We start from the raw sequence: 479 nt of genomic DNA on the forward strand, positions 1-479 counted from the left end.
TACCCCATCTGTTTTCAGCAGATTGAGGTATTGATTATAATCGTGTTGAGCGGAAACAGTGTTAATGATCAAATTGAAACTGCCTGCCATTTTCTTCATGTTCTCGTCACTGGTAGTGAGCTCGAAATGAGCAGCCCCTAATTCGTTGGCATCTTTTTCTTTTTCGGGAGAACGGCTTAACATAGTGACTTCGGCACCCATGGAAGATGCCAATTTAACAGCCATATGGCCTAAACCTCCAAGACCTACCACAGCTACTTTATCTCCTTTTTTAACGTTCCACCGTCTTAAAGGAGAATAGGTGGTAATACCTGCACATAAAAGAGGAGCTACAGCGTTAAGTGGCAACTTTTCTGATACTTTAAGAACAAAATCCTCCTTCACAACTATATGGGTAGAATATCCGCCGTAGGTATGAATATTTCTATCCAAAGGGGATGGAGAGTTATAAGTTGCCGTGGGGCCGTTCAAACAGTATT

At 42.0% G+C, this 479-nt stretch carries 1 protein-coding gene; it reads right to left on the bottom strand.

Annotated elements, in window-relative coordinates; translation table 11 throughout:
* The coding region (locus HC175_RS18030; protein ID WP_317172354.1) for a zinc-binding dehydrogenase at nt 1-432 on the bottom strand (432 nt) is incomplete at its 3' end.
* Between the last annotated feature and the right edge of the window lie 47 nt (nt 433-479).

Source organism: Salinimicrobium oceani, assembly GCF_012037645.1.